The organism is Scleromatobacter humisilvae (assembly GCF_023231945.1).
Classification (GTDB): domain Bacteria; phylum Pseudomonadota; class Gammaproteobacteria; order Burkholderiales; family Burkholderiaceae_C; genus Scleromatobacter; species Scleromatobacter humisilvae.
In genome coordinates this window covers 214,032-238,854 of sequence record NZ_JAJLJH010000003.1, presented here as the reverse complement: position 1 = coordinate 238,854, position 24,823 = coordinate 214,032, and the positions used below count along the sequence as shown (strand labels likewise).

General features: G+C 70.5%; 30 protein-coding genes. 16 read left to right on the top strand and 14 right to left on the bottom strand.

All coding sequences use genetic code 11. From position 1 onward, the window contains the following. Nucleotide 1 precedes the first annotated feature (1 nt). Together LPC04_RS14130 and glpD are read right to left on the bottom strand one after the other, a co-directional pair. The gene (locus LPC04_RS14130; protein WP_275682890.1) at nucleotides 2-1,066 is read right to left on the bottom strand and encodes an ABC transporter ATP-binding protein; all 1,065 of its coding nucleotides are present in this window, start codon (nucleotides 1,064-1,066) and stop codon (nucleotides 2-4) included. Then, nucleotides 1,057-2,637, bottom strand: a complete 1,581-nt coding sequence (gene glpD / locus LPC04_RS14125) for a glycerol-3-phosphate dehydrogenase (RefSeq protein WP_275682889.1) — start codon at nucleotides 2,635-2,637, stop codon at nucleotides 1,057-1,059. The genes LPC04_RS14130 and glpD overlap by 10 nt, the downstream gene beginning before the upstream one ends. A 140-nt stretch (nucleotides 2,638-2,777) precedes the next feature. On the opposite strand from glpD, the gene LPC04_RS14120 reads away from it, so the two are divergent. The 3 genes from LPC04_RS14120 (at nucleotide 2,778) to LPC04_RS14110 (ending at nucleotide 5,823) form a co-directional block, all read left to right on the top strand. After that, nucleotides 2,778-3,557: a DeoR/GlpR family DNA-binding transcription regulator gene (locus tag LPC04_RS14120; protein WP_275682888.1), complete on the top strand. Its 780-nt coding sequence runs from the start codon at nucleotides 2,778-2,780 to the stop codon at nucleotides 3,555-3,557. Between the two features lie 180 nt (nucleotides 3,558-3,737). Next, entirely contained in the window at nucleotides 3,738-5,237 is a 1,500-nt protein-coding gene (glpK, locus tag LPC04_RS14115) for a glycerol kinase GlpK (RefSeq protein ID WP_275682887.1), read from the top strand. Nucleotides 5,238-5,313: 76 nt separating this feature from the next. Continuing rightward, complete coding sequence (locus tag LPC04_RS14110; RefSeq protein ID WP_275682886.1) at nucleotides 5,314-5,823, top strand: DUF1993 domain-containing protein; 510 nt, start codon at nucleotides 5,314-5,316, stop codon at nucleotides 5,821-5,823. A 4-nt stretch (nucleotides 5,824-5,827) separates the two neighbouring features. Here the strand turns inward: LPC04_RS14110 and LPC04_RS14105 are convergent, their stop codons facing one another. Together LPC04_RS14105 and LPC04_RS14100 are read right to left on the bottom strand one after the other, a co-directional pair. Beyond that, nucleotides 5,828-6,538 (bottom strand): tRNA-uridine aminocarboxypropyltransferase, encoded by a 711-nt coding sequence (locus LPC04_RS14105; RefSeq protein ID WP_275682885.1) that lies wholly within the window; start codon nucleotides 6,536-6,538, stop codon nucleotides 5,828-5,830. A 33-nt stretch (nucleotides 6,539-6,571) separates the two neighbouring features. Continuing rightward, entirely contained in the window at nucleotides 6,572-7,576 is a 1,005-nt protein-coding gene (locus tag LPC04_RS14100) for a zinc-dependent alcohol dehydrogenase family protein (protein WP_275682884.1), read from the bottom strand. Between the two features lie 109 nt (nucleotides 7,577-7,685). Between LPC04_RS14100 and LPC04_RS14095 the strand changes: the two genes are divergently transcribed. After that, on the top strand, nucleotides 7,686-8,531 hold the full coding sequence (locus LPC04_RS14095) for a LysR family transcriptional regulator (protein WP_275682883.1): 846 nt from the start codon (nucleotides 7,686-7,688) through the stop codon (nucleotides 8,529-8,531). A gap of 128 nt (nucleotides 8,532-8,659) precedes the next feature. Further along, nucleotides 8,660-9,745 (top strand): beta/gamma crystallin-related protein, encoded by a 1,086-nt coding sequence (locus LPC04_RS14090; protein ID WP_275682882.1) that lies wholly within the window; start codon nucleotides 8,660-8,662, stop codon nucleotides 9,743-9,745. On the opposite strand, the gene LPC04_RS14085 is transcribed toward LPC04_RS14090, so the two are convergent. Then, the gene (locus LPC04_RS14085) at nucleotides 9,742-10,929 is read right to left on the bottom strand and encodes a GGDEF domain-containing protein (protein ID WP_275682881.1); all 1,188 of its coding nucleotides are present in this window, start codon (nucleotides 10,927-10,929) and stop codon (nucleotides 9,742-9,744) included. The two genes, LPC04_RS14090 and LPC04_RS14085, sit on opposite strands and share 4 nt — an antisense overlap. A gap of 134 nt (nucleotides 10,930-11,063) precedes the next feature. Between LPC04_RS14085 and LPC04_RS14080 the strand changes: the two genes are divergently transcribed. Beyond that, nucleotides 11,064-11,573, top strand: a complete 510-nt coding sequence (locus LPC04_RS14080; RefSeq protein WP_275682880.1) for a methyltransferase domain-containing protein — start codon at nucleotides 11,064-11,066, stop codon at nucleotides 11,571-11,573. 3 nt (nucleotides 11,574-11,576) lie between these two features. Here the strand turns inward: LPC04_RS14080 and LPC04_RS14075 are convergent, their stop codons facing one another. Genes LPC04_RS14075 through minC form a run of 4 tightly spaced genes read right to left on the bottom strand, consistent with a single transcriptional unit; the run spans nucleotide 11,577 to nucleotide 14,370 of the window. After that, nucleotides 11,577-12,494 (bottom strand): CHAD domain-containing protein, encoded by a 918-nt coding sequence (locus LPC04_RS14075; RefSeq protein WP_275682879.1) that lies wholly within the window; start codon nucleotides 12,492-12,494, stop codon nucleotides 11,577-11,579. A gap of 45 nt (nucleotides 12,495-12,539) precedes the next feature. Next, entirely contained in the window at nucleotides 12,540-12,797 is a 258-nt protein-coding gene (minE, locus tag LPC04_RS14070; RefSeq protein WP_275682878.1) for a cell division topological specificity factor MinE, read from the bottom strand. Then, a complete protein-coding gene (gene minD, locus LPC04_RS14065) occupies nucleotides 12,797-13,615 on the bottom strand; it encodes a septum site-determining protein MinD (RefSeq protein ID WP_275682877.1) in 819 nt (272 codons plus the stop codon). The genes minE and minD overlap by 1 nt, the downstream gene beginning before the upstream one ends. Before the next feature lie 14 nt (nucleotides 13,616-13,629). Further along, nucleotides 13,630-14,370, bottom strand: coding sequence for a septum site-determining protein MinC (gene minC / locus LPC04_RS14060; RefSeq protein ID WP_275682876.1), 741 nt, complete (start codon nucleotides 14,368-14,370; stop codon nucleotides 13,630-13,632). A 97-nt stretch (nucleotides 14,371-14,467) separates the two neighbouring features. On the opposite strand from minC, the gene LPC04_RS14055 reads away from it, so the two are divergent. The 3 genes from LPC04_RS14055 (at nucleotide 14,468) to pssA (ending at nucleotide 16,047) form a co-directional block, all read left to right on the top strand. Beyond that, entirely contained in the window at nucleotides 14,468-14,824 is a 357-nt protein-coding gene (locus LPC04_RS14055; protein ID WP_275682875.1) for a hypothetical protein, read from the top strand. 74 nt (nucleotides 14,825-14,898) lie between these two features. Then, entirely contained in the window at nucleotides 14,899-15,393 is a 495-nt protein-coding gene (locus tag LPC04_RS14050) for a DUF3237 domain-containing protein (RefSeq protein WP_275682874.1), read from the top strand. 36 nt (nucleotides 15,394-15,429) lie between these two features. Next, nucleotides 15,430-16,047 carry a CDP-diacylglycerol--serine O-phosphatidyltransferase gene (gene pssA / locus LPC04_RS14045; RefSeq protein WP_275682873.1) on the top strand — a complete coding sequence of 206 codons (618 nt, stop codon included), beginning with the start codon at nucleotides 15,430-15,432 and terminating at the stop codon, nucleotides 16,045-16,047. Nucleotides 16,048-16,377: 330 nt separating this feature from the next. On the opposite strand, the gene LPC04_RS14040 is transcribed toward pssA, so the two are convergent. After that, nucleotides 16,378-16,854 carry an SRPBCC domain-containing protein gene (locus LPC04_RS14040; protein ID WP_275682872.1) on the bottom strand — a complete coding sequence of 159 codons (477 nt, stop codon included), beginning with the start codon at nucleotides 16,852-16,854 and terminating at the stop codon, nucleotides 16,378-16,380. Next, nucleotides 16,851-17,255, bottom strand: coding sequence for an ArsR/SmtB family transcription factor (locus LPC04_RS14035; RefSeq protein ID WP_275682871.1), 405 nt, complete (start codon nucleotides 17,253-17,255; stop codon nucleotides 16,851-16,853). The genes LPC04_RS14040 and LPC04_RS14035 overlap by 4 nt, the downstream gene beginning before the upstream one ends. 116 nt (nucleotides 17,256-17,371) lie before the next feature. Between LPC04_RS14035 and LPC04_RS14030 the strand changes: the two genes are divergently transcribed. The 3 genes from LPC04_RS14030 to LPC04_RS14020 all read left to right on the top strand — a co-directional run bounded on the left by LPC04_RS14030 (nucleotide 17,372) and on the right by LPC04_RS14020 (nucleotide 19,336). Beyond that, entirely contained in the window at nucleotides 17,372-17,857 is a 486-nt protein-coding gene (locus LPC04_RS14030; RefSeq protein ID WP_275682870.1) for a MarR family winged helix-turn-helix transcriptional regulator, read from the top strand. 55 nt (nucleotides 17,858-17,912) lie between these two features. After that, the gene (locus LPC04_RS14025) at nucleotides 17,913-18,353 is read left to right on the top strand and encodes an organic hydroperoxide resistance protein (RefSeq protein ID WP_275682869.1); all 441 of its coding nucleotides are present in this window, start codon (nucleotides 17,913-17,915) and stop codon (nucleotides 18,351-18,353) included. Nucleotides 18,354-18,460: 107 nt separating this feature from the next. Next, on the top strand, nucleotides 18,461-19,336 hold the full coding sequence (locus LPC04_RS14020; protein ID WP_275682868.1) for a hypothetical protein: 876 nt from the start codon (nucleotides 18,461-18,463) through the stop codon (nucleotides 19,334-19,336). On the opposite strand, the gene LPC04_RS14015 is transcribed toward LPC04_RS14020, so the two are convergent. Beyond that, nucleotides 19,337-20,218, bottom strand: coding sequence for a hypothetical protein (locus LPC04_RS14015; RefSeq protein WP_275682867.1), 882 nt, complete (start codon nucleotides 20,216-20,218; stop codon nucleotides 19,337-19,339). Between the two features lie 2 nt (nucleotides 20,219-20,220). Then, nucleotides 20,221-21,144 (bottom strand): asparaginase, encoded by a 924-nt coding sequence (locus LPC04_RS14010; protein ID WP_275682866.1) that lies wholly within the window; start codon nucleotides 21,142-21,144, stop codon nucleotides 20,221-20,223. A gap of 99 nt (nucleotides 21,145-21,243) precedes the next feature. Between LPC04_RS14010 and lexA the strand changes: the two genes are divergently transcribed. The 4 genes from lexA (at nucleotide 21,244) to LPC04_RS13990 (ending at nucleotide 24,269) form a co-directional block, all read left to right on the top strand. Further along, on the top strand, nucleotides 21,244-21,924 hold the full coding sequence (gene lexA, locus LPC04_RS14005) for a transcriptional repressor LexA (protein ID WP_275682865.1): 681 nt from the start codon (nucleotides 21,244-21,246) through the stop codon (nucleotides 21,922-21,924). 104 nt (nucleotides 21,925-22,028) lie between these two features. Further along, entirely contained in the window at nucleotides 22,029-22,328 is a 300-nt protein-coding gene (locus tag LPC04_RS14000; protein ID WP_275682864.1) for a helix-hairpin-helix domain-containing protein, read from the top strand. 73 nt (nucleotides 22,329-22,401) lie between these two features. Further along, nucleotides 22,402-22,692, top strand: a complete 291-nt coding sequence (locus LPC04_RS13995) for a hypothetical protein (RefSeq protein ID WP_275682863.1) — start codon at nucleotides 22,402-22,404, stop codon at nucleotides 22,690-22,692. A gap of 56 nt (nucleotides 22,693-22,748) precedes the next feature. Then, nucleotides 22,749-24,269 carry an amidase gene (locus LPC04_RS13990; protein ID WP_275682862.1) on the top strand — a complete coding sequence of 507 codons (1,521 nt, stop codon included), beginning with the start codon at nucleotides 22,749-22,751 and terminating at the stop codon, nucleotides 24,267-24,269. Here LPC04_RS13990 and LPC04_RS13985 read toward each other — a convergent pair. Then, the gene (locus LPC04_RS13985) at nucleotides 24,264-24,713 is read right to left on the bottom strand and encodes a hypothetical protein (RefSeq protein ID WP_275682861.1); all 450 of its coding nucleotides are present in this window, start codon (nucleotides 24,711-24,713) and stop codon (nucleotides 24,264-24,266) included. The two genes, LPC04_RS13990 and LPC04_RS13985, sit on opposite strands and share 6 nt — an antisense overlap. Nucleotides 24,714-24,823: the final 110 nt, after the last annotated feature.

Here is a 24,823-nt window from a genome sequence, read left to right as displayed (position 1 = left end):
GTCAGTGCCCTCCCGGAGCGACGAGGAGGTTGCCGTCGGCGCCGAACACGAAGACCTGACGCGGCGGCAGATGCAGCGTGATCGTCGAGCCGAGCGCGAACACGTGCACGCCGGTCAGCTGCGCGACGAGCTCGCCGACGGCGGTCTTGACGTGCACGAAGGTGTCGGAGCCCGAGATCTCGGCGAGTTCGACGACGCCCGGCAACGCGAGGTCGCCCGCGCGCTCGCGCACGCCCAGCGCGCCCGCGCGCATGCCAACGGTCACTGCGCCCGATGTGCCTGCCGGCAACGCGCAGGCGAGCACGACGCCGCCGGGCAACGCGACGCCGTTGGGCGAGGCGTCGCCCGCGACGAGGTTCATCGGTGGATCGCTGAACGCGCGCGCCACGCGGATCGACTTCGGCCGGTGGAACACCTCGGCCGTCGGCCCGTACTGCAGCAGCTCGCCCGCGTCCATCACGGCGGTGTAGCCGCCCAGCAGCAAGGCCTCGGTCGGCTCGGTGGTGGCATAGACGACGGTGGAGCGGCCCGCGGCGAACAGCGCGGACAACTCGTCGCGCAGCTCCTCGCGCAGCTTGTAGTCGAGGTTGACGAGCGGCTCGTCGAACAGCATCAGCGGCGCGTTCTTCGCAAGCGCGCGGGCCAGTGCGACGCGCTGCTGCTGGCCGCCCGACAACTCGCCCGGCATGCGCTTCAGGAAGGGCTCGATGCGCAGCTTCCGCGCGATCTCCAGCACGCGCGCCTCGATGTTCGCCTCCTTGCGCAGCTTCAGCGGCGAGGCGATGTTGTCGGCCACCGTCATCGACGTGTAGTTGATGAACTGCTGGTAGACCATCGCCACGTTGCGCTCGCGCACCGATGTGTCCGTCACGTCCACGCCGTCGACCTTCACGCGCCCCGCATGCGGCTTGTCGAGCCCGGCCATCACGCGCATCAGCGTCGTCTTGCCGGCCTGCGTTGCGCCCAGCAGCACGGTGATCGCGTTGGGCACGAGCACCAGGTCGAGCGGATACAGCAGGCTCTGCGCCCCCGCGCGTTGTTCGATGCGTTCGAGCATCAGTTCCATGAAGTCTCCGGAGTCGGTGTGACGGCCGCGCCGTCCCAGTGCTCGGCGCACCAGGCGGCGACGGCGGCGCGCTCTTCGGCGCTGTAGTGCAGGCCCAGCTTGCTGCGGCGCCACAGCACGTCGTCGGCACCGCGGGCCCATTCGTGGTCGTGCAGGTAGCGCAGCTCGCAGTCGTAGAGGCCCGGCGCGACCTGCGCGCCCGGCGTGTCGCCGATGACGCGGTCGATGCGCGAGCCATAGGCCCGCGCGAGGCGGTGCAGCACCGCGGCGTCGAACTGCGGATAGCGCCGGCGCACGGTCTGCTCGAAGCGTTCGAAGTCGGTGTCGGGCCGGCGCGCGGGGCCGATCCACTTGTTCAGGTCGCCGCCGGGCAGGAAGGCGCCGTGCGTCCACGCGCCGCGCGCGGCGTCGACGCCCAACGGCTGCATCAGCAGGTCGGCCGCGTCCTCCGCGAGCTTGCGGAAAGTGGTGATCTTGCCGCCCCACACGGTCAGCAGCGGGGCCTGCGCGGTGTCGAGTTCGAGCGAGTAGTCGCGCGTGACGGCCGACGGGTCGCCCGACTCGTCATCGAGCAGCGGGCGCACGCCGGAGTACGTCCACACGACGTCGGACTTCGCGATGGGCTTCGCGAAATAGCGGCTCGCCTGCTCGCACAGGTAGTCGATCTCCGACTCGTCGATCCTCGCGGCGCCGATCGGGCCGTGGTGCTCGACGTCGGTGGTGCCGATCAGCGTGAAGTCGTGCTCGTACGGGATCGCGAAGATGATGCGCTTGTCCGGGTTCTGGAAGATGTAGGCGTGGCCGTGGTCGAACAGCCTGGGCACGACGATGTGGCTGCCCTTGACCAGCCGCAAGGCCTTCGGATGACTGAGATGCGCGTGCTCCGACAGGAACTGCGCGGCCCACGGACCGGCGGCGTTGACGAGCGCGCGTGCGTTGAGCGTGTGGAAGGCACCGCTCGCGCTGTCGAGCGTCACCTGCCAGGCGTCCGCCGACCGCTGCGCGTCGCGGCAACGCCAGCGCGTGAGCACCGTGGCACCGCGCTCCATCGCGTCGATCGCGTTGAGCGCCACCAGCCGCGCGTCGTCCACCCAGCCGTCCGAATAGACGAAGCCCTTGGTGAAGCGCGGCTGCAGCGGCGCGCCGGAGGGGTGGCGGCGCAGGTCGACGGTGCGCGAGCCGGGCAGCACCTCGCGCCGCGCCAGGTGGTCGTACAGGAACAGGCCGATGCGGATCATCCACACCGGACGCATGCCCGGGTCGTGCGGCATCACGAAGCGCAGCGGCCACATGATGTGCGGCGCGCTGCGCAGCAGCACCTCGCGCTCGGCCAGTGCCTTGCGCACCAGCGAGAACTCGTTGTATTCGAGGTAGCGCAGGCCGCCGTGGATCAGCTTGGTGGAGGACGAGGACGTCGCCTGCGCCAGGTCGTCCTTCTCGCACAGCACCACCTTCAAGCCGCGGCCGGCGAGGTCGCGCGCGATGCCGGCGCCGTTGATGCCGCCGCCCACCACCAGCACGTCGCACTGGGACGGAATGGCGCTCGACGGGCGTTGGACGGGGCTTGGCACAGCTTGCACGGCTCTTTCTTGGCGCTGACTTTTCAGCAAGGTTCTGTTCGATCGGGAGCGATTCTGTTCGTTTCGTTTTCGTTTGACGTCAAGGTAAACCCTCGAATGGATTCGTATGTGATCGTTTAGATTCGCTCGCCATGAACCCCTCACCGCGCCAGCTCGAGCTGATCGAGGAAGTGCGCCGCCTGCAGAACGTGACGGTCGAGGCGCTCGCCGAGCGCTTCGGCGTGACGCTGCAGACGGTGCGGCGCGACATCCGCCAACTCACCGACGCCGGCCTGCTGACCCGCTTCCACGGCGGCGTGCGCATGCCCGGCTCGACCACCGAGAACATCGAGTACCGCAAGCGCCAGCAGCTCAACGCGCAGGCCAAGCAACGCATCGCGCAGCACGTGGCGCGACGCGTGCCGCACGGCTCGTCGCTGCTGATCAACATCGGCACCACCACCGAGGCGATCGCCCGCGCGCTGCTGCACCACAAGGGCCTGCGCGTGATCACGAACAACCTCAACGTGGCCGCGATCCTGTCCGACAACGCGGACTGCGAGGTCATCGTCGCGGGCGGCGTGGTGCGAGCCAAGGACAAGGGCATCATCGGCGAGGTGACGGTCGACTTCATCGAGCAGTTCAAGGTGGACATCGGCCTGATCGGCATCTCCGGCATCGAGTCCGACGGCACGCTGCGCGACTTCGACTACCGCGAGGTGAAGGTGGCGCGTGCGATCCTGGCGCACTCGCGCGAGGTCTGGGTCGCCACCGACCACAGCAAGTTCAACCGGCCCGCGATGGTGGAGATGGCGCGCTTCGACCAGGTCGAGATGCTGTTCACCGACGGCCCGCCGCCCGACCCGTTTCCCGCGCTGCTGTCGCAGGCCGGCGTGACGCTGGTCAACTGCAACGAAGTATTGGAGCCGTGAGTTGAGAATTCGTTGAAGAATCCCGCCCAAAACGCCCGCATCCGTCGTTGCGCCCGCTCGCGAGGCGCCCCGGCATCGTGTCGCGGGCGCGCCTAGTCTGCGAACGTCTTGGACGGGATTCGGCACCGCTTCGTCTTCGCTCAAGACCTCTTCAACGAATTTCCAACTCACGCCTCCACCATGACGAAGACCCATCTGCTGGCCCTCGACCAGGGCACCTCCAGCTCGCGCAGCATCGTGTTCGATGCGCAGGGCCGCATCCTCGCGATGGCCCAGCGCGAGTTCCGCCAGATCTATCCGCAGCCCGGCTGGGTGGAGCACGATCCGAAGGAGATCCTCGAGTCGCAGCTCGCCACCGCGCGCGAGGCGCTGGCCAAGGCCGGCCTCACCGCCGCGGACATCGCCTCCATCGGCATCACCAACCAGCGCGAGACGACGCTGGTGTGGAACCGCGCGACGGGCGAGCCGGTCTACAACGCGATCGTCTGGCAGGACCGCCGCGCCGAACCCACCTGCGCGTCGCTGCGCGAGCAGGGCCTCGAGGCGACGTTCCGCGCGAAGACGGGGCTGATCGTCGACGCCTACTTCTCCGGCACCAAGCTCAAGTGGATCCTCGACAACGTCGACGGCGCGCGCGCCGCGGCGGCGCGCGGGGAGCTCGCGTTCGGCACCGTCGACACCTGGCTGATGTGGCACCTGACCGGCGGCCGCGTGCACGCGACGGACGTCAGCAACGCGTCGCGCACGCTGATGCTGGACGTGCACGCCAACACGTGGAGCGACGAGCTGCTCGCGATCCTCGACGTGCCGCGCGCGCTGCTGCCGGACGTGCATCCGTCGAGCCACGACTACGGCGCGACGCTGCCCGAGCTGCTCGGCGCGGCCATCCCGATCGGCGGCGTCGCGGGCGACCAGCAGAGCGCCCTGTTCGGCCAGGCCTGCTTCCGGCCCGGCCTGGCGAAGAACACCTACGGCACCGGCTGCTTCATGCTGATGCACACCGGCGCGACGTTCCAGAGCTCCACCAACGGCCTGATCACGACCAGCGCCGCGCAGCTCCATGCGACGCCGGAGTTCGCGCTCGAGGGCAGCGTGTTCATCGGCGGCGCCGTCGTGCAATGGCTGCGCGACGGCCTGCGCGCGATCCAGGGCTCGGGCGAGGTGCAGCGCCTCGCCGAGAGCGTGCCCAGCTCGGGCGGCGTGATGTTCGTGCCGGCCTTCACGGGCCTGGGCGCGCCGTACTGGGACGCGGACGCGCGCGGCGCGATCGTCGGCCTGACGCGCGGCAGCACGGTGGCGCACATCGCGCGCGCCGCGCTCGAGAGCATCGCGTTCCAGAGCGCGGCCTTGCTGGGCGCGATGAGCCGCGACGCCGTCGCCGCCGGCGCCGCGCCGGTGGCCGAACTGCGCGTGGACGGCGGCGCCTGCGTCAACGACCTGCTGATGCAGTTCCAGGCCGACCTGCTGGGCATCCCGGTCGTGCGGCCCAAGGTGATCGAGACCACCGCGCTCGGCGCCGCCTACCTCGCCGGCCTGTCGTGCGGGCTCTACCGCAACCTCGACGAGCTCGCCGCGCAGTGGCAGGTCGAGCGGCGCTTCCTGCCGACGATGTCGCGCGAGCAGGCCGGCGCGCTGATGGCCGACTGGGAGCACGCGGTGCGGCAGGCGACGGCGCGCTGACGCGCAGCGGCGACAATGGCGGCATCCGGCGCGTGCCTTCGAGGCCCGCGCCGTTTTTCACTCCCGAGGAACCGCCATGACCAGCCCGATGTACACCCACTCCGTCCCCGTCTTCAAGCAACTGCTGACGGCCATGAAGTCGATCCTGGCGACGACCAGCGCCCAGGTGGCTGCGAAGTCGATGGACGCGGACGCGTTCCTGCAGGCGCGCCTGTTCCCCGACATGTTCCCGCTGGTCAAGCAGGTGCAGATCGCCTGCGACTTCGCGCGCGGCATCTCGGCGCGCCTCGCGGGCGTCGACGTCCCGGCGCACGAGTCCACCGAGACGAGCTTCGCCGACCTCGACGCGCTGATCGCGAAGACGCTGGCCTTCATCGACGGCCTGGACGCCGCGGCCTTTGACGGCAGCGAAGGCAAGGAGATCGTGCTGCGACCCGGCACGCCGAAGGAGAAGAAGCTGAGCGGCCAGGCCTACCTGTCCAACTACGGCCTGCCGCAGTTCTTCTTCCACGCCACGACGACGTACGCGATCCTGCGCCACAACGGCGTCGCGATCGGCAAGAAGGACTACATGGGCGCGTACTGAGGCGTCAGAGCCCGCGCAGGCGCCGGTGCGCCTCGCATTGCGGATCCACCGGCAACTGGTTGCGCGCCTGCACGTAGTGGTGCGTGAAGACGTCCAGCCACGCGCCCAGCACGGCCGCTGCGCGCGCCTCGCCCGCGAGCTCCAGGCACAGCGCGGCCACCTCGCTGGTGCAGAAGTGATCGTCGCGGCGCGAGCGCCGCAGCACGTAGCGCGACACCTGCTCGGGCCGCAGGCTCAGGACCGGGAAGCGATCCAGAGCCGGGCTCTTGCGGAACATCTTGCGCGCCTCGCTCCACGTGGCGTCGAGCAGGACGAACAGCGGCCGCTTGCCGGCGTCGACCGCCACGTCGTGCACGACTCGCGCGGGCGCCGCGTACTCGCCCGGGAACACGACGAACGGCTGCCACTGCGGATCGCCGAGCAGGGCGAGCAGCGCCGGATCCGTCTCGGTGCGCGCCCAGCCGAAGGCAAAGGTGTCGGGCACGACGTCGGCGACCAGCCAGCCGGTGTTGGTGGGCTTGAGCGGCTCGATGTCGGCCATCAGCAGGCAGACGCCCGCGCGCGTGGGCACGCTCGCGCGTGACGCGCACAGGCAGTGCGTGCGCGCGAGCCGGCAGCCCTCGCACTTCTCGCGCGTCGAGCCGCCGCGGGCGAGGAAGGGCTTGGCGCTGCGGGCGAGGCGGGCGGCGCGAAGTTCGGAGACGGCGTGGGGCATGCGGGCCAGTGTCGCACCCGGCGCCCCGCTCGCTCACGCGTGCACGTCGACGACGACCTTGCCGCGCGCGCTGCCGCTCGTGACTGCCCGGTGGGCGTCGCCCGCCGAGCCCAGGTCGAAGCGGCGCTCGTCCATCCGCGGCAGCAGCTTGCCCGCCTCGACCAGCTTCGCCGCCTCGGCAAGGATGTGGCCGTGGTTCGCGCGCCCGCGGCCCGTGAGCATCGGGATCAGCGTGAACACGCCCGAGTACGTGGCCGCGCGGAACGACAGCGGCGCCAGCGCATGCGTGCCCCAGCCCAGGCAGCTGACGACGTGGCCGCCGTACATGCGCGCCGCCTTGAACGAAGCGTCGAGCACGGCGCCGCCCACGGTGTCGTAGACGATGTCGAAACCGGCGCCGTCCGTATACCGCTCCACGTATTGGTCGACGGTGGTCGCCGCATGGTCGATCGGCGTCGCGCCGAGGCCGCGGATCGCGTCCGACTGCGCGGCGGAGCCCGTCGCGAAGACCTCGGCGCCGAAGGCCGCCGCGATCTGCACCGCCACGTGGCCGACGCCGCCCGCGCCGCCGTGCACCAGCACCTTCTGCCCGGCGCGCACCTGGGCGCGGTCGACCAGGCCTTCCCACGCGGTGATGACGATCAGCGGCAACGCGGCCGCCTCGCGCATGGACAGGTTCGCCGGCTTGAGCGCCAGCAGGTCGGCGTCGACCGCGGCGTATTCCGCCAGCGTGCCCTGCAGGCCGCCGATGCCGCCGGCCAGGCCGTAGACCTCGTCGCCGACGCGAAAGCGCGTGACGCCGGGGCCGACGCGTTCGACGACGCCGGCGAGATCCATGCCCAGCACGGCGGGCAGCGGATGGCGCGCGTGGGCGGCGGCGCCGGCGCGGATCTTGGTGTCCAGCGGATTCACGCCGCTGGCGTGGATGCGCACCAGCACCTCGCCCTCGCGTGCGACGGGTCGCTCGACTTGCGCGTCGGTGAAGTCGGCGTTGACGTCGCGGACGATCAGGGCGCGCATCGAGGCTGGGTTGGTCATGTCGGTCTCCGGTGGATGGTGGGTGGATGGCTCCATTGTTTGAATTTCACTTGTGAATGTAAATCGACACAATAGAATGCCACGCATTCACTTTTGAATGACCTGAACCATGGAGTGGAGCGACGTCCGCATCTTCCTGGCCGTGGCGCGCGCGGGCTCGCTCGGCGGCGCCGCGCGCCTGACGGGCCAGTCGCAGCCGACGATGGGCCGGCGGTTGCGCGTGCTGGAACGCGAGGCGGGCCAGGCGCTGTTCCAGCGCGGCGCGCAGGGCTTCGTGCTCACCGACGAAGGCGCCGCGGTGCTGGCGCACGCCGAGCGCATGGAGGAGGAAGCGCTCGGCTTCGAGCGCCGCCTCGCCGGCCAGCCGGGCGAGATGGAGGGCATGCTGCGCGTGTCGTCGTCCGACTGGTTCGGCGTGCACGTCCTCACGCCGATCTTCGCGGGCTTCGCGGCACGCCACCCCAAGGTCACGATCGAGCTGATCACCGATTCGCGCCTGTTCAGCCTGGCGCGGCGCGAGGCCGATCTCGTGTTCCGCATCCGGCGCTTCGAGGAGGCCGGCGTCGTGCAGCGCAAGGCCGTGCACATCGACTACCGCGTCTACCGCGCGGTCGGCACGACGCACGGCGAGACGCGCGACGACGTCCCGCTGATCACGCTCGACACCGCGTACCAGGACTTCCCGGACGTGGCGTGGATGCGCAAGAAGCGGCCCACGGCGCGCATCGCGTTCGGCAGCAACAGCCGCGAGGCGCAGGCGCGCATGTGCGCCGCGGGGATCGGCCTCGCGGTGCTGCCCGCGCCGCTGGGCGACGCGATGCCCGGGCTCGAGGCGGTCGACCTCGGCGACGCGCCGCCGGGGCGCGACGTCTGGGTCGGCTTCCACCAGGACATGCGGCGCCTCGGCCGCCTGCGCACGCTGGTCGACGAGACCATCGCCGCGCTGGCACGCTGACGTTCGCGAACGCGACGGAAACCTGCCGTTACCGAATACGCTGTCCCGCCGATCGCGCGCTCGCGCGTTGAACACTCAGGGCGCCGCGCAACGACGCGACGCCAGCCCACGAACAACCGAGGAGAGTCATGAGATCCATCCTTCCACGCGCGCTCGCGCTCGCCGCCATCGTCGCCGCGGGCCAGGCGTCCGCCGCCATCACGCTGTTCAGCCACGACGGCTTCCACGGCAAGCGCGTCACGCTCGTGCAGCCCGCGCACGACTTCCGCGACTTCGACTTCAACGACCGCGCTTCCTCGGTGATCGTCGAGGGCGAGCCGTGGGAGGTCTGCCAGGACGTCGGCTTCCGCAACCGCTGCGCGATCCTCGTGCCGGGCAGCTACCCCGACCTCGCCGCGGTCGGCCTGGGCGACACGCTCTCGTCGGCCCGTCCCGCGCGCCGCGAGCCGCCGCCTCCGCCGCCCGTCCCGGTCGCGCCGCCGCAGAACGGCGACATCGTGTTCTTCGAGCATCCCGGCTTCCACGGCCGCGATCTCGGCACCACGGGCGAGATCGACAACCTGATGCGCTACGGCTTCAACGACCGCGCCTCGTCGGTGATCGTGTTCGAGGGCCGCTGGGAGGTCTGCGAGAACGCCGGCTTCAATGGCCGCTGCATGATCCTGCGCCCCGGCCGCTACCCCGACCTGCGCGCGATGGGCCTGAACGACAGCATCTCGTCGGTGCGCCGCGTCCATCGCGAGGCGCAATACGACGACAACCGCTATGCGCCGCCGCCGCTGCCGGTCTACGACTGGCGCCGCCGTCCGCAGGAATACGTCGAGGCGGTGCCGATCGAATCCGTGCACGTCGTGTACGCGGCGCCGCAGCAGCAGTGCTGGGTCGAGCAGTCGGCCGCGCCCGCGAACGCGCGCACGGGCGGCGCGGTCGTCGGCGGGCTGATCGGCGGCATCCTGGGCCACCAGATCGGCGACCGCGGCAGCCGCGACGGCGCCACCATCGCGGGTGCCGTCGGCGGCGCGGTGATCGGCTCGCAGCTCGCGCGCGGTGCCGAGCAGCCGCAGGACGTCACGCGCTGCACCAGCGTGCCGCCGCAAGGCCCCGACCACTACGACGTCTCGTACTGGTACCACGGCGTGCACCACCACGTGCAGACGACGCAGGCGCCCGGCCCGACGATCGTCGTCAACGCGGACGGCGAGCCGCGGATCTAGGCGGACAGCGCGTCGCGCCCGTGCACCGTCGTGCGGGCGCGACCGGCCTCCTTGGCCAGGTACATCGCCTGGTCGGCCCGCTCGATGGCCACGTGGCTGTGCTCGTCCGGCGCGCACTCGGTGACGCCGGCCGAGAAGCTGATCCGCAGCCCGGGCAGCACGTGGTCGAACGACATGCGCGCCACCGCGTCGCGCAGGCGATCGACCAGCACCGCGGCCGCCGCGGCGCTGGTATCCGGCAGCAACAGCAGGAACTCCTCGCCGCCCCAGCGGCCCGCGGCGTCCGACTCGCGCAGGCCGCCGCGCAGCGCATCGGCGAAGGCGCACAGCACGGCGTCGCCCACCGCGTGGCCGTGCTGGTCGTTGATCGCCTTGAAGTGGTCGAGGTCGATCAGCACCACGCTCAGCGGCCGGCCCGAGCGCAGGCAGCGCACCTGCTCGGCCGCCAGCGCCTCGATGACGTGGCGCCGGTTGCTCAGGCGGGTCAGCTCGTCGACCTGCGCCAGCTCGCGGATCGTCGCGAGCGCCTGCTGCAGCTCGCCCTTGCGCTGCGCGAGCCGCATGCGAAGCGTGCCCATGCGCATCGACACCACCGCGGCGGCCACCAGCACGATGGCGGCGAAGGCGAAGTTGAGCATCTCGATGCGCGGCGGAAACAGGTCGGGGCGCGTCGCGATCTTCCAGCCCATCGTCGCCGCCAGCAGCGCGAGGCCGAACGCGCACAGGCCCAGCGTCTGCCGATCGCGCAGCACGAACATGCCCCACATGAGATTGAGCACCATGATGGCGATGACCGCGCCGCGCATCGGCGGGTCGATGGCATAGCCATACACGGTCGCCAGGCTGCTGAACGTGATCTGCGGGAACGTCATCGACGGGTCGCTGCCCAGGCGCCGGCTCAGCCCCGTGCGGATCAGCGCGTAGAAGCCGAGGATGCCGCTGAGGCCGATGGCCGACCACGTGGCGGCATCGCGCGCGTCCATCAGGCCCATGCGCGCCTGCCAGTTGACGACCAGCGCGAACAACGCGTAGACGAGGACCGACAGCAGCGTCAACGTCAGCGGGCCGCGGCGCTCGGGGACGTCGCCGAACAGCAGGCGGGACAGCGGCCCGACGGCGGCGGCCTTGCGCGCCGGCGACGTCGCGGCGCGGATCGGGTCGGTGGGCGTGGGCGGGGTCGACATGTTGGGGCTGTCTGGCGCCGATTATGCGGGTTGCCGCATGTCAGCCCGACGGCACGGCGGAGCCGGCGATAGACTCGACTGCGCGCGGGCCCGTCCGCCGGGTTGGCCGCGATCGCTACCGACGAGGACACCGCATGGTCGAGACGAGCATCGAATTCTGGCGCCGCATGGCCTCGCAATTCGGCGGCCCGGTGCTGGCGCTGTGCTGCGGCGCCGGCGCGCTTGCGATCCCGATCGCGGCGATGAGCCTGTCGGTCACCGGCGTCGACCGCGATGCCGCCGCACTCGCGAGGGCCGCGGCCAACGACGTCGACGTGCGCTGGGTCGAGGCCGACGTGCGCAACCTCGCGCTGCCGCGCCGTTTCGGCCTCGTGATCCTGGCCGACGGCGCGTTCCATGCCTTCCTCGCGGCCGGCGAGCAGGACGCGCTGCTCGCAGCGGTGCGCCGCCACCTTGCGCCCGAAGGCGTGTTCGGTTTCGACATCGAGCAGCGCGCCGGTCAGCCGCTGGCCGAGGACGTCGAGCACCTGCTGGAGATCGCCGGCTTCGAGATCGCCGCGCAATACGGCGACTGGGACTTCGGCCGCGTGCGTCGCACCAGCGAGCGCGTGATCACGCTGTGCCGCCTCGCGGCCGCGGCCTGATCCTCACCAGAAGGTCCTGGCGCGGCGCAAGCGTCGCAGCGACTTGCGCGCCTTGCGCGTCGACGCCTCGGCCTTCGCGCGCAGCCAGCGGGCCGCGAAACCGGCGCCGGGATCCGTCCTCGCGGCCGAGGCGAAGCGCTGCGCGGCGAGCGTGAGGTCGATATGCCTGCCCAGGCGTTCCTGCGCGCGCGAGGCCTTGGCCATCCACGCGTCGACGGCGTCGCGATCGAACGCCGGCGCCGCGAACTCCGCGAGATAGCGCAGGCGCTTGAGGCGCTTGCGCGCGCGGTGCTGGCGCGCGAACGACAGCTCGTCGAAGCGACGCGCGGCGCGCGTCACCTGGCGCGTCAGCCTGCGCAGTTGTCGCTTCAGGCGTGCCATGCCGGAACCCGCATCGCCGCGCGTGGGCTCGTCAGGTTCGGTACAGGACTGCATTTGCCGCAGCACGGACTGGAAACCGTCGCCGCGCACGAGCGCGCGCAAGCGCCGCGCGTCCTCCTCGGAGGGCCCGTCCAGCTCCGCGACGGGCGCGCCAGCCTCACGAAGCCGGGGCGCGAGCGTCGTGGCCCGCACGTGCTTGTCGCGCACGTCGCCCAGCGCCTCGAAGACTGGCAGGATCGCCGACCCCCAGCCGGACGGCAGGCAGGCCGCGAAGGGCCGCATGCCGCGCGCGGCCGAGCGCAGCCGGCGCAGGCCGACGCGCAACTGGTGCACGTGCTCGGGATCGTCGCTGCCGCGCGCGATCCCGGCGGCGTTGGGCACGATCTGGGCGAGGCAGTTCGCGAGCATCGCGCGCAGCATCGCCTCGCCGTCCATCGCGCGCGCCTGCCTCGCGCTCCACGCGGGCGCGCTCGCCTTGACCGCGGGCGCGAGGCGGCCGCGGCGGCCGGCGTCCCCATGCTTGATCTCGCGAACCTTCATGCATCCCCCGCGGCAACAGGCGTGCCCCCAACGGCGCCGCCGCGATCAGCGGCCCGGGTCGGGCAGCTCGATCTTGACCTCGAGCACCTCGAGATCTTCCTGGCGCTCGAGATTGACCTTGATGTCGTCAGGATTGATGGACACGTACTTCGAGATCACCGCGATCAGCTCGCGCTGCAGCGCCGGCAGGTAGTCGGCCTTCGAGCGGCCGCCGCGCTCGTGCGCGAGGATGATCTGCAGGCGCTCCTTGGCGACCGACGCGGTCTTCTTCTTCTCGCCGAGCAGGAAGGAGAACAAGGACATCACTTGCTACCTCCGAACAGCCGCTTGAAGAAGCCCGGCTTCATCGCGTCGACGAAGCGCATCGGCTTGTCCTCGCCGAGGAAGCGGGCGACGAGGTCGGTGTAGGCCTCGGCCACGTCCGATTCCTTCAGGTGGATCGCCGGCAGGCCCTGGTTGGAGGCCTGCAGCACGCTCTCCGACTCGGGGATCACGCCCATCAGCGGGATGCGCAGGATCTCCTGGATGTCGGACACCGACAGCATCTGCCCGTCCTCGACGCGCGACGGGTTGTAGCGCGTGATGACCAGGTGCTCCTTGATCGGCTCCGCGCCGTCGATCGCGCGTTTCGTCTTGCTGCCCAGCATGCCGATGATGCGGTCGGAGTCGCGCACCGACGAGACCTCGGGGTTGGTCACGACCAGCGCCTCGTCGGCGAAGTGCATCGCCAGCAGCGCGCCCGTCTCGATGCCGGCCGGCGAGTCGCAGACGATGTACTCGAAGCCCATCTCGGCGAGCTCCTTGAGCACGCGCTCGACGCCGTCCTTGGTCAGCGCTTCCTTGTCGCGCGTCTGCGAGGCCGGCAGCACGAACAGGTTCTCGCACTGCTTGTCCTTGATCAGCGTCTGGTGCAGGTTGGCCTCGTTGTTGATCACGTTGATCAGGTCGTAGACCACGCGGCGCTCGCAGCCCATGATCAGGTCGAGGTTGCGCAGGCCGACGTCGAAGTCGATCACGGCCGTCTTGTGGCCGCGCAGCGCGAGGCCGGACGAGAAGCTCGCGCTGGTGGTGGTCTTGCCGACCCCGCCCTTGCCGGAGGTGACGACGACGATCTTTGCCATTTGAATTGCAGTCCTTAGATTTTCAGGGGTGTCATGACGAGGACGCCGTCGACCAGCCGCACCTGCGCGGGCTTGCCGGCCACGTCCTTGGGCAGCGGCGTCTCCGTGGTGCGGTAGACGCCGGCGATGGCGATGAGTTCGGCCTCGAGGCAGGTCGTGAAGATACGGGCCTCGGTATTGCCGCGCGATCCGGCGACGACCTTGCCGCGCAGCGGTCCGAGCACGGTGACGTTGCCGTCGGCCAGCACCTCGGCGCCGGCGTTGACGGCCGCGTGCACGACCAGGTCGCCGCCCTTGGCATAGGCCTGCTGGCCGGAGCGCAGCGGCTTGTCGACGATCAGCGTGGGCACGTGCACCGGCACCTCGCGCACGACTTCGACTTCGCGGACGACTTCCACTTCGACGGTGCGCGGCTTCAGCGGCGGCGCGGCGTCGGGCGCGGCGGCCAGACCCGCGGCGAGCGCGTCGGCCATCTGCTCCGCGCTGCCGCCGGTGACCAGCGACGGGCGCATGCGGTGCTTGCGCAGCGCGGCGACGATGTCGTCGAACGCGATGGGCTCCTCGCGCTCGCGCACGGGCGCGAGATCGATCACGACCGGGTCGTCGTCGAAGAAATTGGGCGTCTCGCCCAGGCGCTGCTGCAGTTCCTCGGCGAGGACGGCGGCGTCGGCCTGGTGCAGCAGCACGGTGACCAGCGGCAGGCTGGTGTCCTTCAATTCGAACGCAAACGGAATCACTGTCGAGTCGGCAACCATCGGCCTGCGGAAACGCGCAAAGCGGCGGAGTGTACCGGGTCGGCATGTCCGCCCTGTAACCGACGGGCCTGATCCGCTTGCGCCATGATGCGGCCCCATGAAGAAAGCCGCTCCCGCCGCGCCCGAGCGATGGCGCATCGATGCCGGCGACGGCGACGTCGCCACGCTCGTGATTCCGCCCGACTCGTTTCGAACGAGACATTTCGAGATCGACTGCCGCCTCGTCGTCGCGGCGCTCGGCGCGGGCGCGCAGCACGCGATGCGCGTCGACGTCGACGGCGGCCTCGAATGGACGCGCAGCGCCCCGACCCACAACCCGGGCCACACCGACTCGATGGACTACCACTTCCGCCGCGAGCTGCCGGTGGGCCAGCCGCTGCGCATCGTCGTCAAGACGCAGGCCCGCCAGGCACGCCGCGTGCGGCTGCTGATCGAGGCCGAGGAACAGGGCTGAAGCCCCTGGCGCGGCCGCGGAACGAGGGCGCGCGTATCGTCGAGCACGACCTCATTCGACCGGAGTGCTTGCCGATGCCCGCCCCCATCACCGATTCCCTGCCGCCCGGCCTGCGCGAGCTGCGCACGCGTCCGCTGCTGGCCGTCCGCCTCGACGTGCGCGGCCCGATGCCCGTCATCGCCACGCCCGGCGCCGGCCGCCGCATCGGCGTCGTCACCGGCGGATCGTTCGATGGCGAGAGGCTGTCGGGCGTCGTGATGGACGGCGGCAGCGACTGGCAGACGCTCAAGGCCGACGGCAGCGTCTTGCTCGATGTCCGCCTGATCCTCAAGACCCGCGACGACGCCTTCGTCGCGATGACCTACCGCGGCATCCGCCACGGCACGCCCGACGTAATCGCGCGCGTGGATCGCGGCGAGGTGGTCGACCCGTCCGAGATCTACTTCCGCACCATCGTCCAGTTCGAGACGGCCGCGCCGCAATACAACTGGCTCAACCACGTGGTGGCGGTCGGCGTAGGACAACGGCGCGCGGACGGGCCGGTCTACAGCGTGTTCGAGGTGCTCTGAATTCCTCGCCGCGCCGGACTGCACTATCCTGCGCCCATGGACAAACCGAAACCGTTCTCGATGATCCGCGAGTTCCACCTCGCGGACTGGTTCACGCTCGCCAACGCGTTCTGCGGCGTCGGCGCCCTCTTCTCCGTGATGACGTTCCTGCAGACCGGCGACGTGCGCCACATCTGGTTCGCGTGCTGGCTGATCCCCGCGGCGCTCGTCTTCGACGTGCTCGACGGCCGCGTCGCGCGCTGGCGCCAGCAGAGCTCCGAGCTGGGCCGCGAACTCGACTCGCTGGCCGACGTCATCTCCTTCGGCGTCGCCCCCGCCGCGATCGCCTACGGCTGCGGCATGCAGGGCCTGTGGGATCGCATCGTGCTCGTGTTCTTCGTCGTCTGCGGCGTGTCGCGCCTGGCGCGCTACAACATCACCGCCGAGAAGAACTCCGAAGGCGGCGACAAGGTCAAGTTCTTCGAGGGCACGCCGATCCCGACGTCGCTGCTGCTGGTCATCGTGCTGGGCATCGCGGCCTGGCAAGGCAGCGTGGGCGACGCGCTGTGGGGCGGCGTCATGAACATCGGCGGCTTCCGCTTCCATCCGCTGGTGCTGATGTTCGCGGTGTCCGGCTCGTTGATGATCTCGCGGATCCGGATTCCGAAGCTCTAGACAAGGGCGACGTGTCGTTCCCTGGCTGGGGTCGCTCCCCGGCTGGGGTCAGGTCTTGCCTTTTGCCCGCAGGTTGGGGTCACGCAGGTTGGGGTCAGGTCTTGCCTTTTGCCTCCATTTCGCGCGCTCCTTCCACAGGGAAAATCGCCGCAACGTGACGCTTGGGGCCGCCCGAAACGCATGTCGTCAAGGCCATTGCCTTCACGCGCATTTGGGCACTCGCCACGAGCAGGATGGCAGGCAAAAGGCAAGACCTGACCCCAACCTGCGGGCAAAAGGCAAGACCTGACCCCGATCGGAGACCCCGATCGGACCCCGATCGAAGTCGACTCAAAGCACGCCGGCAATGCGCTCCAGATGCGCCGAGGTCCCCCGCTTGCGCGACAACGTGCCGTCGCGGCCGTCGGTGCCGTCGACGAACGTCACCTGCTCCGTGAAGCGCAGCCGCGTGCCTTCCGGATCGCCGATGAATTCGACCGTCGCGATCGACACCGAATGGTGGCGGCCGCTCAGGAGCATGTCGTAGACGTAGACCAGCCGCGCCTGTGGCTCGACGAGGTGGTAGCGGGCGCTGAACAGCGTCTCGAGGCCGTTGCTCGCGAAGCGGCCATGCAGGATCTCGCTGCCGCCGACGCGCATGTCCAGCGTTCGCTCGACCTCGCTCCAGCCCTCGGGGCCGATGAACCAGCGCGCCTTGGTCGCGGGGTCGGCCCAGGCGGTCCAGACATCCGCCGGCGAGGCGTCGTAGACGCGGTTGATCGAGAAGTCGCCATGCGTCGTGATCGGCGCGTTGAGCGGTGAAGTCATGTCGGTTTCCTTTGGCGACGCGGAGTCGCGGGGGTGGTCTTCGTCGGATCGATGCAAGCCGCGGCGCGCGCCCGCTCGGCCTTCTGCTGCGCCAGCACCTCGCCCAGGCGGTCGAGATTGCCTTCCCACATCGCGCGCCGCTGCGACAGCCAGGTCTCGGCCTGCGACAGCACGTCGCGGTCGAGGTGGCAGCTGCGCACGCGGCCCGTCTTCTGCGTGCGGATGAGCCCGCTTGCCTCGAGCAGCTGGATGTGCTGCACGACCGCCGCGAGCGACATCGCGAAGGGCTTCGCCAGTTCGCTCACCGACGCGTCGCCCTGAGACAGGCGGTCGACGATGGCGCGGCGGGAGGGATCGGACAGCGCCTGGAAGACGCGATCCAGCGTTTGATGCTGAAGCATGTGCTTTAGCTTATGCGCGGCCCGGAAGATAGTCAAGTAATTACTTTAGTATTTGCGCCCAAGCCGAATACCCATTTCGATTGTGCACAATTGATTAGTGCGCTACATTTCATCCCATGCCCCGCGCCAAGACCCCAACCCCGACCGCTGCCGACACCCGCGCCGACGCCTGGCTCGCGCTCGACAAGCAGCTGTGCTTCGCGCTGTACTCAGCCTCGCTGGCGATGACCAAGGTCTACAAGCCGCTGCTCGCGCCGCTGGGCCTGACCTACCCGCAATACCTGGTCATGCTCGCGCTGTGGGAAGAGGATGCGCAGTCGGTCAGCGGCCTGGGCGACAAGCTCGCGCTCGACTCCGGCACGCTGACGCCGCTGCTCAAGCGCCTCGAGGCGCAGGGCCAGCTCAGCCGCGAGCGCGACGCCGACGACGAGCGCCGCGTCATCGTGCGCCTGACCGATGCCGGCCGCAAGCTGAAGATCGCGGCACGCGCCGTGCCGCCCGCCATCGGCCGCGCGAGCGGCTGCGAGCTCGGCGAGATCGTCGAGCTCACCCGTCAACTCACCACGGTGCGCGACTCGCTCGCGCGCCACACGCAGCACTGACTGCACTTCCCCCTTGCGACCCGACGGTCGCCTCAACCCACCCAAGGAGCACACCATGGCCTCGCCCGAAAAGATCCTCTACACCGCCACCGCCACCGCCACCGGCGGCCGTTCCGGCACCGCCAAGTCGTCCGACGGCGTCCTCGACGTCACGCTGACCACGCCCAAGGAACTCGGCGGCGACGGCAAGACCGGCACCAACCCGGAACAGCTGTTCGCGGCCGGCTACTCGGCCTGCTTCATCGGCGCGATGAAGGCCGTCGCCTCCGGCATGACGGGCGCTCCGAAGGTCGCGCTGCCGGCCGAGGTGTCGATCACGTCGGACGTGGGCATCGGCCAGATCCCCGGCGGCTTCGGCATCAAGGTCGACATGCGCATCTCGATCCCGGGCATGGACAAGGCCGCCGCCCAGGCGCTGGTCGACGCCGCGCACAAGGTGTGCCCGTACTCGAACGCGACCCGCGGCAACATCGACGTCTCGCTGACGGTGGTCTGAACCCCGCTGCGCCGAGTGCGCAGTAAGTCACCGAACAGGCCCGCCCGCGCGCGGGCCTGCGCGCATTCCCACGCGGCTGCGCCGTGGGCGTCCCCTATCATCGCGCCGTGATCGTTCGCCGGCCCTTTCTCGTTACCACTACGCTGGCGGCCGCCATGGTGGTGGTCGCGCTGGTGTATGGCGTGGACCACGGCGCCACCGCCGCGTCCGTCGCGGCGCCGGCACCCGTGGCGACGCCGCCGACGCCCGACGCCGCGCCCCTGCCCGCGACGCCGGCCCAGGTTGTCGCGCTCGCGCCGCCGGCGCCCGCGTCGGCCGCGCATCGGCCCGATCCCTACGAATCGCTCGCGCAGAAGGTCGACCGGCTCAGCCGCTCCGCCAACCCGGTCGACGCGTTCGCGGCCTACCAGCTCGTCACCGCCTGCGTCTGGGCGCGCGACCACGAAGGCTGGATGGCGCACCACATCCTGCCCAGCGACCGCGAACTGCTGCCGACGACGCAGCAGGCCTGCGGCGACATCGCCTCCGACCAGATCCAGAGCCGCCTGCGCTGGCTCGAACGCGCGGCGCTCGCCGGCGTGCACCACGCGGCCTCCGAGATGCTCAAGGAAGGCCCGGACGGCCTCGGGATCAGCGGCAACTCCGACATCGACGCGCCCGAGAACGCGTCGTGGAAGCAGCGCGTCGAGGCCGCGCTCGACGCCGGCGTGCGCACCTGCGACTCCGACTCGCTGGAAAGCCGCGTCAACAGCTACGAGAGCGGCCTGGGCGTCGCGCAGGACCGCGCCAAGGCGCTGACCTACTGGGTCGCGTACATGGAGTGCCGCCAGCGCCAGGTCGGCGGCAACAGCGCCATCCTGGCCAACGGCGACAGCGTCACGCAGCGCATGGGCACGACGCTCAGCGCCGACCAGATCGCGCAGGCGGTGCGCGACGGCCAGCGCCTCGCGCACGACGCGCAGCCGCTGCCGGGCGACCCGTAGTCAGCGCCAAGTCGCTTCTTCGTAGATCCGCGCGTAGTCGTCCACCGCGACCGGCTCGATGCCGACGCCGCGCAGGAAGAACGCCTTGCCCGCATCGAGCGCGCCGACGTGCACGTACCAGCCGTCCTTGCGCCGATGGGGATACTTGCTGAAGTAGCGCGCCCGCTCGATCAGCAGCCAGCGCAGGAACACCTCGTCCTGCTCCAGCCCGAGGCCCATGAACAGCAGCGGCTTGTGCAGGAAGGGCTGCAGCCACGTGAGCGCGCCCGCCCACTTTCGGATGTCCGACGCGCCGAACAGCCGCGTGCCGGAGCTGTAGAGCCAGCCGCGCGCCTTGTTGACCGAGCCCATGTAGTCCGCCAGCCCGAGCCGGATGCTCTGCCGGTACTGCTGGAAGCCGTTGACGTGCCAGATCGCGAACGTGGCCAGCGGGTCGGCGACGTCCTGCGTGGAGAAGCACTTGAACCACGGATAGAACGCGTTGCCCCGCTCGGTGCCGCAGCGGCGCAGCGTGGCCGAACAGGCGGCGGCGAGCGTCGCCTCGAAGTTGGTCGTCAGCACCGGCACCGACCCGCGTCGCGCCCAGTCCATGATCCAGGCGTGCTGCGGCAGCGGCTTCCAGCCGGACATCAGCTTGCAGAACTCCGCCTGCAGCTTCGGCGCGCCCGATGCGCGGCCGATCGCCAGGTCGACGATGTCGTAGAACTCCGTCGGCGATACCCCTGGGGGCACCGGGCCGTGCCTCGGGTCGATGTAGTTGCGGGCCAGGCTCTGCAGCAGGCCCTCCCACGAGTTGGTCGCCGCGGGCGCGTCGAAGCGGTTGATGCCGTTGCCGATGACCAGCGCCAGGTCGCCGCGGTTCGCTTCGAGCAGCGCGCGCATCCTCAGGCCAGCAAGGCGAGCTGCAACTCGATGCGCGCCTGCACCGCACTGAGCTCGCCGGCGGCCTCGACGTCGCCGTCGCCGTGCGGCAGCACCGGCCCGAACGCGCAGCGGCTCGCGCGGCGCACGCGCACGCCCGCGTCGCGCGCCCGCGCGAGGGCCGCGTCGAGCCGATCGCTGACGGTGCCGTGGCCGGTGCCGGCGACGACGATGCCGGCGGCGCCCGAGGCGACCGCCGCGTCCACGAGGCGCCCGTCGGCGCCCGAGTGGTTCAACACGATCTCGACGCGCGGCCACGCGTCGGCGTCCGCGGCGATCCGCGCCAGGCCCAGCGGCTCGCCGGCGGGCCAGTCGCGGAACCGGCGCATCGCGCCGCCCTCGAGCCGCGCGACGGGCCCACAGTCGCTGCCGGCGAACGCGCTCGTCTGCAGCGTGTGGATCTTGCGCAGCCCCACGGCGGCCCAGAGCGCGCCCGCGAACACGAGGCCGACGCCGCGCGCGCCCGGCGTGCCGGCCACCGTCACCGCGTCGAGCAGGTTGGCCGGGCCGTCGGCCGACAGCGCGCTGGCCGGGCGCATCGCGGCGGTCAGCATCACCGGCTTGGAAGGCGCCAGCACGCGGTGGAGGAAGTAGGCGGTCTCCTCCAGCGTGTCGGTGCCATGCGTGATGACGACGCCGGCGACCTCGGGCCGCGCGACGTGGTGCGCCACGCGCCCGGCCAGGCGCTGCCAGGTGGCGATGTCCATGTTCTTGCTGTCGATGGCGGCGACGCTTTCCGACTCGAGACGATGTTCGGCGAGCGCGGGCACCGCGGCGATCAGCGCGTCCACGCCGAGCGCGCCGGCGCGGTAGCCGGTGGTGTCGGTGGCGGCGGCGGCGGTGCCGGCGATCGTCCCGCCCGTGGCGAGAATCACGACAAGCGGCATGGGGCTTTGCATTCTTGGCAACCTTGGATAAAAATACAGACCTGTATGAACAACCAGATGCCGGCGGCGAGACGCGAGTCTCCTGACGGCGAGGACGCCATGGAAGTCGAATCGCCGAAGCTCACCGCCCGCCAGCAGCAGATCCTCGATCTGGTGCAGAGCGCGATCGAACGCACCGGCGCTCCGCCGACCCGCGCCGAGATCGCGAACGAACTCGGGTTCAAGTCGGCCAACGCCGCGGAGGAACACCTCCAGGCGCTGGCCCGCAAGGGTGTCATCGAGCTGGTGGGCGGCACGTCGCGCGGCATCCGGCTGAAGTCTGACACATTGCGCGCGCTCAACGAGGCGCGCGGTAAGCAGTTCTCGCTGCCGCTGCCCAGCCTGTCGCAGCTCACGCTGCCGCTGGTCGGCCGAGTCGCGGCGGGCTCGCCCATCCTCGCGCAGGAGCACGTCGAGCAGACGTATCTGCTGGAAGCCACGATGTTCCCGCGCCGGCCCGACTACCTGCTCAAGGTCAAGGGCATGAGCATGCGCGACGCCGGCATCATCGACGGCGACCTGCTGGCGGTGCAGAAGAGCCGCGAGGCGCGCAACGGCCAGATCGTGGTGGCGCGGCTGGGCGACGAAGTCACCGTCAAGCGCTTCCGCCGCACCCGCACCACCATCGAGCTGCTGCCCGAGAACCCCGACTTCCAGCCCATCATCGTGCCCTTCGGCGATGTCGACTTCGAACTCGAAGGCATCGCGGTGGGCCTGGTGCGCAACAACATGATGAGCTGAGCATGCGGCGCGGCGGGCAAGCCCTGGCCTCGCGCGTCACGCACGCGCGCGGGCGAGGCTGACGGGCGCGTGCCATGGGGTCGCGAACGCCGTCACGCCAGGCCATGAAGTCGCCGAAGGCCGCGACGGCCGACGAGTGCCTGACGCTGGAGCAACTGCCCAACGTCGGCCCGGCGATGGCCGCCGACCTGCGGCTGCTGGGCGTGCACTCGCCGCAATCGCTCAAGGGCCGCGACGGCCTGCAGCTCTATCGCGCGTTGTGCACCACGACGGGCCAGCGCCACGATCCCTGCGTGCTCGACACGCTGCTGGCCGTCGTCGACTTCATGAACGGCGCACCGCCGGCGCCGTGGTGGGCCTACACCAAGCAGCGCAAGGCGATGGTCGGGCAATTGCGCGACTGATCGATTTCCACGGCGGCCCGGCGTAGGATGGCGACGGCCACCGCGACTCGAACAGGCGCGCTGGAAATCGCACATGAGCCACGGTTTCGGAAACGAGGTCCCCCACGCGCACGGCAACACTTCGCCGCGCCCGCACACGCGCTACCTGGTCGTCATCGACTCGGGCGGATTCATGGTCGCCCGGCTGTTCCTCGAATCGCGCGAACAGGTCGCCGAGTTCGACGCCGGCACGGAGGAAGTCGCGCAGATGATCATGCACCTGCAGCCCACCGGCGATGCCGGCGACCCGCCGTGGGATCGCGCCCTCGCCGGACACAGCGCCGCCGAACGGGCCGACGCGCGGGTCTATCAACTGGCTATCTGACGCTGCCCGGCGCGCGTGGGAACGCAGCCCGGCCACATCGGTTCAGGAGAACAGGAATGACGCTCTCGATGAGCTGGAGCGAATGGGCCGACCACGACGCGACCGCACTCGCCGAACGCGTGCGCCAGGGCGACGTGACGCCCGCCGAGCTCGCGGCCCAGGCGGCCGCCGCGATCGCGCGCGTCAACGGTGCGCTGGACGCCGTGGTGGAGGTCTTCGACGACCTCGTGGCCGATCCGCTGGCCGATGGCATGCGGCCCGAGGGCGTGTTCGCCGGCGTCCCCTACCTGATGAAGGATCTCGGGCCGACGCTCAAGGGCCGGCGGCAGGAATTCGGCTCGATGCTGATGCAGGGCCATCGCCCGGCGGACGACAGCTTCCTGACCCGCCGCATCCGCCGGGCCGGCCTGAACATCCTCGGCCGCACGACCACGCCGGAGTTCGGGGTCTGCAGCGCGGCCGAGAACCGGCTGCACGTCACGCGCAACCCCTGGAACACCGGCTTCACGACCAACGGCTCTTCCGCGGGCACGGCCGCCGTGGTGGCCGCGGGCGTGCTGCCGATGTCGCATGCGACCGACGGCGGCGGCTCGATCCGCATCCCGGCAGGCGCGACAGGCAACATCGGCCTGAAGGTGTCGCGCGGCGTGTTCTCGCTGGCGCCCGGGCTGTCGGACCTCTCCGGCCTGGTGTCGATCCAGGGCTGCCACAGCCGCTCGGTCCGCGACACGGCCGCCTTCGTCGATCATTGCCGCGGCGGCGCTCCCGGCGAGTTCATGCCGTTCTGGACGCCGGCGCAGTCCTGTTGCGACCTCATCCGAACCGACCCGAGCCCGTTGCGCATCGCGATGTCGCACGAGTGGGGCGACCATCGCGCGACACCCCATTTCGTCGCCGAGCTCGAGCGTGTCGGCCGCCTTCTCGAAGGCCTGGGGCACCACGTCGAATGGAGGCTGCCGCCGGTGGACTTCCGCGCGGCCTTCGCCGCCCAGACCACCTGCTACATCAGCAACTTCGCCCAGGTCATCGCCGGCCATCTCGCGCGCCTGGGCCTCGAGCGCCCGCCGGAAGAGCTTCTCGAGCCGATCAACATCAAGATCTGGGAGGCCGGCCTGGGCCTCTCCTACAGCGAGCGCGCCGCCATGCAAGCCGTATTCAACACCACCTCGCGAGCCTTCGGCGCGTTCTTCGAGGACTGGGACATCGTCCTGACGCCGATCACCGCCCTGCCCACGCCCAGGATCGGCGCCGTCGACTACCTCACCAGCAGCACGAATCCTTCGGTGCACGACTGGTTCGACCACCTCTGGCGGAACTTCGCCTACACCCCGCTGGCCAACCTCTGCGGCATACCGGCGATCTCGCTACCGCTGGCCATGCAGGAAAGCGGACTGCCCCTGGGCATCCAGGCACAGGCGCGGCAGGCCGACGACGGGCTGCTGCTGCAACTGGCCGCGCAGATCGAGCGGGCGCTGGGCGGCCAGTGGAACGGCGGCATGCGACCCACGGTGCATGTCCCATCCGACCGTCCGGAAGTCGCGGCGACGAGGCGTGGCCCGGCTTCTTCGCCGCTATAGCTTGCGGAGTACCGCCGCGAGCAGCCTCTGGCTCGCGTCCCAGTCGCCGGCGATGCCTGCCGAAGCGTCCCCGACCCACGCCAGCACCAGCACGTCCCCTTTGATGCCCGGCGCCTCGGCGTGGCGCTTCACGTAGAAATCGCTGGCCTCCTGGAGCTTGGCCTGGGGTGCCCACATCAGCGAGAACTTCGCGCCGCGACCCTTCGCGAGGTGTCCTGCCGCGTCCTTCAGCACATAGGTGCAGGTCGACACCGTGAGGTCTCCACGCACCGCAGGCGTCGACAGTTCCGGAGCAAATATCGAAACGGGCGCGCCGACCAGGGCCCGCACGTCGTCCAGTGTCAGCAGGTCGCACGCCGTGCGAGGCGCGGCAATCGTGGGGCCGCTGGACAACAGGAGAACGAGGACGGCGACCGACGAGGCCGAGAGACCGGAAGACGACATTTGATATTCCTCGTTCGCTCGGTGGAAAGCCGTCCGACGACTATCCGCCCGGTTTCCCGCGGGCGGCTAGGTGTCTACCCTTTGCGGCTCTCGCGCCAGCGCGCTCGCCC

Excerpts from the sequence above, each read along its gene's own strand:
- LPC04_RS14130 (WP_275682890.1), bottom strand. The coding sequence starts at position 1,066 with ATGGAACTGATGCTCGAACGCATCGAACAACGCGCGGGGGCGCAGAGC.
- LPC04_RS14120 (WP_275682888.1), top strand. The coding sequence starts at position 2,778 with ATGAACCCCTCACCGCGCCAGCTCGAGCTGATCGAGGAAGTGCGCCGC.
- glpK (WP_275682887.1), top strand. The coding sequence starts at position 3,738 with ATGACGAAGACCCATCTGCTGGCCCTCGACCAGGGCACCTCCAGCTCG.
- LPC04_RS14110 (WP_275682886.1), top strand. The coding sequence starts at position 5,314 with ATGACCAGCCCGATGTACACCCACTCCGTCCCCGTCTTCAAGCAACTG.
- LPC04_RS14105 (WP_275682885.1), bottom strand. The coding sequence starts at position 6,538 with ATGCCCCACGCCGTCTCCGAACTTCGCGCCGCCCGCCTCGCCCGCAGC.
- LPC04_RS14100 (WP_275682884.1), bottom strand. The coding sequence starts at position 7,576 with ATGACCAACCCAGCCTCGATGCGCGCCCTGATCGTCCGCGACGTCAAC.
- LPC04_RS14095 (WP_275682883.1), top strand. The coding sequence starts at position 7,686 with ATGGAGTGGAGCGACGTCCGCATCTTCCTGGCCGTGGCGCGCGCGGGC.
- LPC04_RS14090 (WP_275682882.1), top strand. The coding sequence starts at position 8,660 with ATGAGATCCATCCTTCCACGCGCGCTCGCGCTCGCCGCCATCGTCGCC.
- LPC04_RS14085 (WP_275682881.1), bottom strand. The coding sequence starts at position 10,929 with ATGTCGACCCCGCCCACGCCCACCGACCCGATCCGCGCCGCGACGTCG.
- LPC04_RS14080 (WP_275682880.1), top strand. The coding sequence starts at position 11,064 with ATGGTCGAGACGAGCATCGAATTCTGGCGCCGCATGGCCTCGCAATTC.
- LPC04_RS14075 (WP_275682879.1), bottom strand. The coding sequence starts at position 12,494 with ATGAAGGTTCGCGAGATCAAGCATGGGGACGCCGGCCGCCGCGGCCGC.
- minE (WP_275682878.1), bottom strand. The coding sequence starts at position 12,797 with ATGTCCTTGTTCTCCTTCCTGCTCGGCGAGAAGAAGAAGACCGCGTCG.
- minD (WP_275682877.1), bottom strand. The coding sequence starts at position 13,615 with ATGGCAAAGATCGTCGTCGTCACCTCCGGCAAGGGCGGGGTCGGCAAG.
- minC (WP_275682876.1), bottom strand. The coding sequence starts at position 14,370 with ATGGTTGCCGACTCGACAGTGATTCCGTTTGCGTTCGAATTGAAGGAC.
- LPC04_RS14055 (WP_275682875.1), top strand. The coding sequence starts at position 14,468 with ATGAAGAAAGCCGCTCCCGCCGCGCCCGAGCGATGGCGCATCGATGCC.
- LPC04_RS14050 (WP_275682874.1), top strand. The coding sequence starts at position 14,899 with ATGCCCGCCCCCATCACCGATTCCCTGCCGCCCGGCCTGCGCGAGCTG.
- pssA (WP_275682873.1), top strand. The coding sequence starts at position 15,430 with ATGGACAAACCGAAACCGTTCTCGATGATCCGCGAGTTCCACCTCGCG.
- LPC04_RS14040 (WP_275682872.1), bottom strand. The coding sequence starts at position 16,854 with ATGACTTCACCGCTCAACGCGCCGATCACGACGCATGGCGACTTCTCG.
- LPC04_RS14035 (WP_275682871.1), bottom strand. The coding sequence starts at position 17,255 with ATGCTTCAGCATCAAACGCTGGATCGCGTCTTCCAGGCGCTGTCCGAT.
- LPC04_RS14030 (WP_275682870.1), top strand. The coding sequence starts at position 17,372 with ATGCCCCGCGCCAAGACCCCAACCCCGACCGCTGCCGACACCCGCGCC.
- LPC04_RS14025 (WP_275682869.1), top strand. The coding sequence starts at position 17,913 with ATGGCCTCGCCCGAAAAGATCCTCTACACCGCCACCGCCACCGCCACC.
- LPC04_RS14015 (WP_275682867.1), bottom strand. The coding sequence starts at position 20,218 with ATGCGCGCGCTGCTCGAAGCGAACCGCGGCGACCTGGCGCTGGTCATC.
- LPC04_RS14010 (WP_275682866.1), bottom strand. The coding sequence starts at position 21,144 with ATGCCGCTTGTCGTGATTCTCGCCACGGGCGGGACGATCGCCGGCACC.
- lexA (WP_275682865.1), top strand. The coding sequence starts at position 21,244 with ATGGAAGTCGAATCGCCGAAGCTCACCGCCCGCCAGCAGCAGATCCTC.
- LPC04_RS14000 (WP_275682864.1), top strand. The coding sequence starts at position 22,029 with ATGAAGTCGCCGAAGGCCGCGACGGCCGACGAGTGCCTGACGCTGGAG.
- LPC04_RS13995 (WP_275682863.1), top strand. The coding sequence starts at position 22,402 with ATGAGCCACGGTTTCGGAAACGAGGTCCCCCACGCGCACGGCAACACT.
- LPC04_RS13990 (WP_275682862.1), top strand. The coding sequence starts at position 22,749 with ATGACGCTCTCGATGAGCTGGAGCGAATGGGCCGACCACGACGCGACC.
- LPC04_RS13985 (WP_275682861.1), bottom strand. The coding sequence starts at position 24,713 with ATGTCGTCTTCCGGTCTCTCGGCCTCGTCGGTCGCCGTCCTCGTTCTC.